Source organism: Streptomyces sp. NPDC127106 (assembly GCF_042677605.1).
Lineage (GTDB): Bacteria > Actinomycetota > Actinomycetes > Streptomycetales > Streptomycetaceae > Streptomyces.
Map to the genome: position 1 here is coordinate 8018 of NZ_JBHXTC010000094.1, position 7886 is coordinate 15903.

Annotated in this window: 9 protein-coding genes and 1 pseudogene; 6 read left to right on the top strand and 4 right to left on the bottom strand. The window is 71.5% G+C overall.

Annotated features, from left to right (window positions below):
* Nucleotides 1-397: 397 nt before the first annotated feature.
* A complete protein-coding gene (locus ACFVGY_RS36390) occupies nucleotides 398-835 on the bottom strand; it encodes a hypothetical protein (protein WP_385686445.1) in 438 nt (145 codons plus the stop codon).
* Nucleotides 836-1047: 212 nt separating this feature from the next.
* On the opposite strand from ACFVGY_RS36390, the gene ACFVGY_RS36395 reads away from it, so the two are divergent.
* Together ACFVGY_RS36395 and ACFVGY_RS36400 are read left to right on the top strand one after the other, a co-directional pair.
* Nucleotides 1048-1443 (top strand): SHOCT domain-containing protein, encoded by a 396-nt coding sequence (locus ACFVGY_RS36395; RefSeq protein WP_385686448.1) that lies wholly within the window; start codon nucleotides 1048-1050, stop codon nucleotides 1441-1443.
* A gap of 184 nt (nucleotides 1444-1627) precedes the next feature.
* Nucleotides 1628-2473 carry a MurR/RpiR family transcriptional regulator gene (locus tag ACFVGY_RS36400; RefSeq protein WP_385686451.1) on the top strand — a complete coding sequence of 282 codons (846 nt, stop codon included), beginning with the start codon at nucleotides 1628-1630 and terminating at the stop codon, nucleotides 2471-2473.
* A 44-nt stretch (nucleotides 2474-2517) separates the two neighbouring features.
* On the opposite strand, the gene ACFVGY_RS36405 is transcribed toward ACFVGY_RS36400, so the two are convergent.
* Nucleotides 2518-3678: an FAD-dependent oxidoreductase gene (locus ACFVGY_RS36405; RefSeq protein WP_385686454.1), complete on the bottom strand. Its 1161-nt coding sequence runs from the start codon at nucleotides 3676-3678 to the stop codon at nucleotides 2518-2520.
* Nucleotides 3679-3784: 106 nt separating this feature from the next.
* Here ACFVGY_RS36405 and ACFVGY_RS36410 point away from each other — a divergent pair, with 106 nt between their 5' ends.
* From ACFVGY_RS36410 to ACFVGY_RS36420, 3 genes are all read left to right on the top strand, one after another.
* A complete protein-coding gene (locus tag ACFVGY_RS36410; protein ID WP_385686457.1) occupies nucleotides 3785-4396 on the top strand; it encodes a TetR/AcrR family transcriptional regulator in 612 nt (203 codons plus the stop codon).
* Between the two features lie 118 nt (nucleotides 4397-4514).
* Nucleotides 4515-4904, top strand: a complete 390-nt coding sequence (locus ACFVGY_RS36415) for a hypothetical protein (RefSeq protein WP_385686460.1) — start codon at nucleotides 4515-4517, stop codon at nucleotides 4902-4904.
* Nucleotides 4905-5191: 287 nt separating this feature from the next.
* Complete coding sequence (locus tag ACFVGY_RS36420; protein WP_385686463.1) at nucleotides 5192-6070, top strand: hypothetical protein; 879 nt, start codon at nucleotides 5192-5194, stop codon at nucleotides 6068-6070.
* An 18-nt stretch (nucleotides 6071-6088) separates the two neighbouring features.
* Here ACFVGY_RS36420 and ACFVGY_RS36425 read toward each other — a convergent pair whose 3' ends face one another.
* Together ACFVGY_RS36425 and ACFVGY_RS36430 are read right to left on the bottom strand one after the other, a co-directional pair.
* The gene (locus tag ACFVGY_RS36425) at nucleotides 6089-6346 is read right to left on the bottom strand and encodes a DUF397 domain-containing protein (RefSeq protein ID WP_385686466.1); all 258 of its coding nucleotides are present in this window, start codon (nucleotides 6344-6346) and stop codon (nucleotides 6089-6091) included.
* Nucleotides 6343-7191 (bottom strand): helix-turn-helix domain-containing protein, encoded by an 849-nt coding sequence (locus tag ACFVGY_RS36430; RefSeq protein WP_385686469.1) that lies wholly within the window; start codon nucleotides 7189-7191, stop codon nucleotides 6343-6345. Before ACFVGY_RS36430 ends, ACFVGY_RS36425 begins: the two co-directional genes overlap by 4 nt.
* A 484-nt stretch (nucleotides 7192-7675) precedes the next feature.
* On the opposite strand from ACFVGY_RS36430, the pseudogene ACFVGY_RS36435 reads away from it, so the two are divergent.
* Nucleotides 7676-7886 (top strand): annotated as a pseudogene (locus ACFVGY_RS36435) (helix-turn-helix domain-containing protein); the annotation flags it as partial.

Genomic DNA, 7886 nt, shown 5'->3' on the forward strand with positions numbered 1-7886 from the left:
ACCCAATTTAACTTCAAAACTTGCGGGCCGTACGGGGCCCGTTTATCCGGCCGGGTACGGCGCGTTCGCGGTCCGTCTGCCCGCGCGTCGGGCAATCGGTACGGGCACGTCACGTGGCGGCAGCACCGGCTTAACACGCCTCGGGCACAGTGGTGCGTGTCGGCAGGGGCGAGGGCCCCGGCCGGCGCCACGGAACGGCGTTGGCGTACCTCCGGAGCGGCTCCCGGACCGCGTGAACGCCATGGACGCGGACGGCCCTGACCCGGCCCGTGTCCCCCGCGGGGACCGCCGTCGTCCCGCCCCTCGGGCAGCCGAGGGTGTGGCGGTCCCCGCGTTCCACCTCTACTTCCACTTCCCCGTCCGGCTCCCCGGATCTCCGGCCGCCGGTCGGGTCAGGTCAGGGACAGTTGAGATCGCGCCGGGCGTCCCGGATGGACGTGTTCAACGCCTGCGCCTGCGGCGCGAGTTGGGTTGCGGCCTGGCTGCCGGTGGTGTCGCCGGGCAGGTTCGCGTACGCCTTCTTGAGGTTCTCTGCGGCCGTCTTCACCGCGTTCTTCTTCGCCTGGTTCCAGGTCGCCGTGGACTCCGCGACCTCCTTCCAGTCCTCCTGGACCTTCTCGGTCGCTTCCTTGAGCTGGTCCTTCGTCGTGGTGGACGGGTTCAGGGCCTGCAATGCCGCGGTGTCGGAGCTGAGTTCGTTGATGTTCGCGCACAGGTCCGCCGCCGCCTGGCTCGGGTTGGCGGTCGGGTCGCCGAACGCGGCGGACGTACCGCCGCCGGCCAGAACCAGGGCCGCCGCGGTGACGGCAGCCGTCCTCGGAAAGCGTCGCTTCATGGGTTGCCCCTCTTCGGGATCTTTCGGAACGGTCCCCCGTGTCGGTCCCCGAGTCCCCGAGTCCCCCGCCCACTCAAGCTGGCACAGCCGCCCCGAGCCCGCAAACGGTCCCCGTCGCCCAGAGGGCCGCGCTGGGCGTGCGGTGCCCGGGAGTTCGGGCTATACCGGAACGGTGAATGTTCGGGGGGCAACCAAGCCTCCGGGAGGCTCAGATGGACGATTACCCGCTCCTCAACCTCTTCTGGACCATGCTGCTCATCTTCCTGTGGGTGCTGTGGTTCTTCCTGCTCTTCAAGATCATCACTGACATCTTCCGGAGCCAGGACATGGGCGGCTGGGGCAAGGCAGGCTGGACCATCTTCGTGGTGATCCTGCCGTTCATCGGCATCCTCGTGTACCTCATCGCCCGCGGGAAGTCGATGGCCGAGCGCGACATGGAGGCGGCCAGGCAGACGGACGCGGCCTTCAAGGCGTACGTCCGCGAGGCCGCCGGACCGTCCGGCACGGGCGGCAGCGCGTCGGAGCTGGCCGCGCTGGCCGACCTGAAGGAGCGGGGCGCGATCACCGAGGCCGAGTTCCAGCAGGCGAAGCAGAAGCTGCTCGCCTAGCCCGTTCCGGAACCTGCCACTCCAAGGGCTCCCGCGTGCGTACCGTACGGGGGAGCCCTTCGTTGCGCGCTCGTCGCCGTATGCCGGTCGCCGCGTCTCGGCAAGCGGGCAGCCGCTTGCCGTCCTGCATAAGCGCATGCAGAGTGCTCGGTGACTGAATGGGTACGGGGACGGAGGGGTCGGGATGAGCGACAGCCCGGCGGCGCGGCTGCAGAAGCTGTTCGAGGGGCACCGGCTGACGCCGACCCAGCGGCGGATCGCCCACTGCATGGTCCGCGGGGCGACGGAGGTGCCCTTCCTGTCGAGCGTCGAGCTCGCCGAGCTGGCCGGGGTGAGCCAGCCGTCGGTGACCCGGTTCGCGGTGGCGCTGGGCTTCGACGGGTACCCGGCGCTGCGCCGGCACCTGCGGGAGGTGGCTCCGCCCGCCGAGCGGGTCGAGGAGTCGCAGGAGGAGGCCTACAACGAGTACCAGCAGGCCGTGCAGGGGGAGATCGAGAACCTCCGGCGGCTCTCGGCCATGCTCGCCGACCCCGCGCCGGTGGAGGAGGCGGGCCGGCTGCTCGCCGGGTCGTCCCCGCTGCCCGTGCTGGGGCTGCGGGCGGCGTCCTCGCAGGCGCGCGGGTTCGCGTACTTCGCGGCCAAGGTGCACCCGGACGTACGGCTCCTCGACGAGGGCGGCTCGATGCTGGCCGACCGGATCGACGCGGCCGCCGGGGCCGGCGCCTCGGCCCTCCTCTGCTTCGCGCTGCCCAGGTACCCGCGGGAGGTGGCCGAGGCGCTGGAGCACGCGCGGTCGGCGGGGCTGACGGTGGTGACGGTCGCCGAATCGACCTTCGCGCCGGTCGCGCGGTACTCGGACCTGCTGATCCCGGCGCCGGTCGGCACCGGGCTGGCCTTCGACACGGCGTGCGCGCCGATGCTGCTGGGGCGGGTGCTGCTGGAGGCGATGGCCGACGCCCTGCCGGACGCCCAGGCCCGGCTGGAGGCCTTCGACGCCCGGGCCGCGGCGCGCGGACTGTTCGTGGAGTAGGGCCGCCGCCGCCGGGCCCGGCCCGGCCCGGCTCCGTGGGTCCCTCAGCGGTAGTTGAGCTCCGCCAACTCCGCCGCGGCCCGGTTGCGCAGCGGCGGGATGCCCGCGAGGAGGCGCAGCGCGGTGTTGCGGGCCAGGCGCAGGGCCGGGTTGCGGGTGGTGGAGAAGCGGGTCATCCGGTCGGTGAGGGCCACCACGCGCAGTGCGACGGGGCGGCGGGCGGCCTCGTACCCGTCGACGTCGCCGGCGGCGAGGGCGCGGCCGAGCGCGTACCCGTCCTGGATGCCGGTGTTCATGCCCTGGCCGCCGGCCGGGCTGTGGACGTGGGCGGCGTCCCCGGCCAGCAGCAGGCGGCCCGCCCGGTAGCGGTCGGCGACCCGGTGGTGGATCCGGAACCGGGACGACCAGGCGAGGTCGCGGACGGTGGCCTGCCCGGGGGCGAGCTCGTCCAGCAGCTGCTGCACGAAGGCGCGGTCGGGGGCGGCCGGGGCCTCGGTGACGGCGGCGACGACCCGGTAGCGGCCGTCGGGCAGCGGTGCCACGACGGTCGGCCCGACGGGGCAGAAGGTCATCGAGACCTCGCGCGGGCCGGGCACCCAGTCCATGGCCACGTCGGCGAGGACGAACGACTCCTCGTAGGCGCCGCCGGTGAACGGGATGCCGGCGGCCTCGCGGACCGCGCTGCGCATGCCGTCGGCGCCGACCGCGTGTGCGGCCCGCAGGGTCTCGCCGCCGGCGGTGGTGAGGGTGACCCCGTCGGCGTCCTGGGTGACGCCGGTGACCTCGTACGGGCGGTGCACGTCGCCGCCGAGGGCCCGCAGGCGGGCCAGCAGCACGGCCTCGGTCTCGTACTGGGGGACCATCAGCGCGTACGGGTGCTGGGTGCGCCCGCGCAGGCCGTCGAAGGAGAGGGAGGCGACCGGCCGGGCCCCGTCGCGGACCCGGAACCGGGAGACCGGGACGCCGCGGCCGATCAGCTCCGCGGACAGGGCGCCGGACGGGTCGAGCTCGTCGAACACCTCCAGGGTGCGGGCGTGGACGACGGCGGCGCGGGAGGTGTTGGCGCCCTCGGCCTGGCGGTCGAGGAGGACGAAGTCGACGCCGGCCTCGGCGAGGGTCACGGCGAGGGCCAGCCCCGTGGGGCCGGCGCCGACGATCGCGACGTCGGTGCGGGCCGGGAGCGGGAGTGCGGCGGTGCGGGTCACGGCAGGCCTCCTCCAGAGGGCCAACGCTTGTTGGCCAACGGCTGTTGGCATCAGCATGCGCCCGGGGGCCTGGAAAGTCAACGCTTGTTGGCCTACAGTTGTTGGCGTGATACGGAGCGAACAGGGCGAGAGCGGGCGGACCAGGGGTGAGCGGACCAGGGCCGCGATCCTGCGCGCCGCGCGGGACCGTTTCGCCGCACAGGGCTACGAGCGCACGACCATCAGGGCCGTCGCGGCGGACGCGGGTATCGACCCGTCGATGGTCATGCGGTACTTCGGCAGCAAGCAGGGACTCTTCGACGCGGCGCTGGCGGCCGCTGCCGGCGGCGAGGGTGGCGGCGAGGACGAGATCGACCTGCGGATCCCCGACCTCTCCGGGGTGCCCGCCGACCGCCTGGCCGAGACCGTGCTGGGGCACTTCATCGACCGCTGGGAGGGCGACCCGGCCGACGACGCCCTGCTGGTCCTGCTCCGGTCGGCGGTGACCAACGAGCAGGCCGCCGCCCGGGTCCGCGCAGTCTTCGCAGGGCAGGCCTTCCCCGCCCTGGCCGCCGTCCTCGGGCCGGAGCGGGCGGCCGCGTGCGCGGGGCTGGTCGTCTCACAGCTGCTGGGGCTGGCGCTGACCCGCTACCTGCTGCGCGTGCCGGCGGTCACCGCCCTCGACCGCCCCTCCCTGGTCGCGGCCTACGCCCCGGCACTGCGGGCGGTCCTGGCCTAGTCGGCGACCGTGCCGTGCGCCCTGGCCATGCACTGATTCGGTAACCGACGGCACAATGCCGGACGCAAACGGATGGTATGCCCGAATGATGCTCGGGTGGCCCGCATATCGTGCCGACATGCTGAGTGAATTCCTGCAGGTGGGCGCCATCGTGGCCGGACTCTGGTGCCTCGTGGCGACGGTCAGGCGCGCGGCTTGCGGTGATCGGTGGGCGCGCTGGACCTTGCTGCTGTCCGTCCTGACCTGCGGGCTGTACCTGTGGGGCCTGACTCACCTTCTGGTCTTGGACGTCCGTGAGATGTGCGAACTCACCTTGCGCACCCACTTCGACCCCGGCGAGCACATGGAGACGCTGCTCCCGCTTTCGATGACGTGCAACGCGGATGAGGACCTGGTCCCCGGCTACGTGAACCCGGTGCTCGCCGTCCTGGCCACCGGGACCCTGGCGGCCGGGCTCGGGACCGTCACGCGCGCGGTACGCACACAACGCCATCCTGGACGACGGTGACCGCCGTGCGGCCACGGATGCAGCCGCGGGCCCCGGCCGGCCTCGCCGCGGAGCCAACCCCACCCCCGGCCCACGCCGCTCCTGCGAGCCCCGAGGTACCCGGCGAGGACTGGCACGCCCGACCCGAAGCGTCCGGCAGGCCTTGAGGCGCGGCCGGGGCTCACCTGTGCAGGCATCGGGTGAGCTCGATCCGCTTCGTCTGGCGCCACCGCCGGCGCCGGCGCCGGAGCCCCCGAGCCGCCGCATACGGATGGCCGGAAGCCCCCGGCCCCGGCCATCCTGACCTCATGGGAGACAGAGCCAACGTCATCGTGGTCCGCGAGGACGGCACGCACGAGCTGTACCGGACCGGCTGGGCGGTCGGGATCGACCTCGACCTGCTGGACGGACCTGCAACGGCTCTCGCCATGCTCCCCGAACTCCGCCAGGACGGCTGGTGGTTGGACGACACCATGACCCAGGGCGGTGTGCTGCTCGACCTCGGCCGGCAGGTGCTGCTGTTCTTCGCCTGGGAGGGCCCGAGCACCGAACTCCGCCACCGCGCCGCCACGTTCGAGCTCATCCGTGCAGCATGGCCCGGCTGGGAGGTCCGCTGGCTGTACGACGGCACGGCCGAACTGCGCGAGCACGTCGGCCTGGACCCGGAGTACGTCCGCTGCCGCGACGCGGACCTCTCCCCGGCCCCGTTCCTCGCCCCCGACGACGAAGACCTGGCCCGGCCCGACCCGGGCGGTGTGGTGATCACGGTCGGCGCCGACCGCGTCCACGTGGCCTCCGACGCCTTCGACCACCCCGTACGCGAGGGCGTCTCGCTGCTCGACCGCCTGGCAGACGCCCCCGGGCATGGAGTCTGCCGCCTGCACGTCAACTCCGGCATCCACCTCGACCCGGCGCGCCGCCGCCTGGGCTGGTGGTCCCTCTACTCCTCCCCGCAGGTTCACCGGGTACCGGAGTTGTGGCCGGGCTGGACGGTGGAGTCCTGGCAGGACGACTGGGAACGGCACGTCAGGGCCTGCGGCCGTTTCTCCCCGGCGCCGTTCGACGCCGAGGAGGCAGCCAGGGACGCGGTGCTGGCCGCGGCCGGGGAGCGCCGGGTCGCGCGGGCCGCCCACCGCGCCCAGGTCACCCACCTGCGCACCGAACCGGCCCGTCCCCAGGAGGGCTAGCCCGCACCGGCCCGTTGGCTAGGCGGCAGCGGTGGCGACGAATCCGGCCCAGGCGGCGGGGCTCACCGTCAGGCGACCGCCGTCGGGGACCTTCGAGTCGCGGACGAGGATGGTGCCGGGCCGCTGGGCGACTTCGACGCATTCGTTGCTGTCGCTGGCGCTGTAGCTGCTCTTGGCCCAGGCCACCTCAACGCACTCGTTGCTGTTGCTGGCGCTGTAGCTGCTCTTGACCCACTTCAGTGCAGAAAGGTCCTCGGCAGAGGGCTTGATGCTCATGTCTCTCCCAGCGCTTTCTCGATGAAGGCTCGCGACTCCCGGGGACTGAGAGCCTGTGATCGGATGATCCCATAGCGCAGTTCCAGAACCTGGATGTCCTTAGCGTTGGTGATCACGCGACTCGCCACTTGCGATTCGCAGTAGGCGACGGTGGAACCGTCGCCCAGCTTCAACACTTGGATGTCGCCGCCCATCCCGGCATGGTCCTCGCACCCGGTTGGCATCACCTGGATCTCAACGTTGCGCATCGCACCAACATCGAGCAGGCGCTCCAACTGGCCGCGCAGCACGTCTGGTCCCCCAATCGGCCGCTCAAGCGTGACCTGCTCCAGCACGAAGGTCATGGCGGGAAACGGCTGCCGGTGGATTACCTCTTGCCGCGCCATGCGCGCCGCGACGTAGCGCTCCACCTGGTCCGGCGAGTAGGCGGGCCGCCGGATCTCGTACAGCGCCCTCGCGTAGTCCTCGGTTTGAAGCAGTCCGTGCAGGTTGTGGTTCCCGTAAGCGCCGAGCTCAACCGCCTCGGACTCCAACTTGGCCAGATCGCGGACCTTCTTCGGGTAGCGGGCCTTTTCCACGTCGACCTTCATCGCCGCGATCTTCCCGCCCGCCTCCAGCACCTCATCCGCCTTGTCGAGGAACTCGGGGCGGGGAATGCGGGTGCCGCGTTCGATCTTGTAGATGAGGTTCGGGCCGTAACCCATCCGCTTGCCGAACTGGGTGGGATCGAGGCCTGCTGCCTCGCGCCACATTTTTAACTGGCGTCCCACCGTGGCGATTACCGCCCCGGATTCGTCCTCCGGATCGAGTTCCCAGCTCGATTCGTCGGCTCCGTCTGCGTTCACTTTCCACCTCCGTTTTTGGCCGGGAGGACAGCACGGGACAGTCCTGGACCACCGCTGTACGCAGCGTCCTCGACTCTGTTCAGGTTACGCACGGATGGCCACGCTGAGTCACGTGAATCAGGAAATCTCCCTCGACGCCACCCTCCCCGCACCCCCCCGCAACCCCGCGCGGCGCGCGCAGCTCGCGTCCTCGCGATCACGGACGGGAGGGTTCAGGGGAAGTGCTTCCGACTGCCGGCGGAATTGGACCTGTCTGGTCCGCTTTCACCAGATCGAGGTTTTCACGACCCGGTGAGCCGCTCCGTGGTATCGCTCGACGCCTAGGGATAAAAGACCGGGGGAAATGACCTTTCCCAACCTCCCCCCTCCCCCTCTCACCCGGTCGGGTGAATTGCGCCAACCCGGCTGGCGCATATGCCGATTCGCGGTGCAGAGTCGGCCGCAACGAGCCCAAAAACGCAATCGGCCCTCGCATGGGACTGGCATCCCGCCGCGAGGGCCTGACCACACAGGAAGACACGACTTCCTCATGGCTGACCAGCAGCTTAGCGCGCCCGTGCGCGCCCTGTCGGGCGTCCGACACATCAACCGTGCCCACCACACCCGGTTCGTGGTGATCGGCAACCACCTCGCCCAGCACGACGAGTTGAGCCTGACCGCGATCGGGCTGAGCACGCACATCCAGTCGCTGCCGC

What these genes read in the sequence shown, in the direction of transcription:
- ACFVGY_RS36390 (WP_385686445.1), bottom strand. Translation starts at nt 835, where the DNA reads ATGAAGCGACGCTTTCCGAGGACGGCTGCCGTCACCGCGGCGGCCCTG.
- ACFVGY_RS36395 (WP_385686448.1), top strand. Translation starts at nt 1,048, where the DNA reads ATGGACGATTACCCGCTCCTCAACCTCTTCTGGACCATGCTGCTCATC.
- ACFVGY_RS36400 (WP_385686451.1), top strand. Translation starts at nt 1,628, where the DNA reads ATGAGCGACAGCCCGGCGGCGCGGCTGCAGAAGCTGTTCGAGGGGCAC.
- ACFVGY_RS36415 (WP_385686460.1), top strand. Translation starts at nt 4,515, where the DNA reads ATGCTGAGTGAATTCCTGCAGGTGGGCGCCATCGTGGCCGGACTCTGG.
- ACFVGY_RS36420 (WP_385686463.1), top strand. Translation starts at nt 5,192, where the DNA reads ATGGGAGACAGAGCCAACGTCATCGTGGTCCGCGAGGACGGCACGCAC.
- ACFVGY_RS36425 (WP_385686466.1), bottom strand. Translation starts at nt 6,346, where the DNA reads ATGAGCATCAAGCCCTCTGCCGAGGACCTTTCTGCACTGAAGTGGGTC.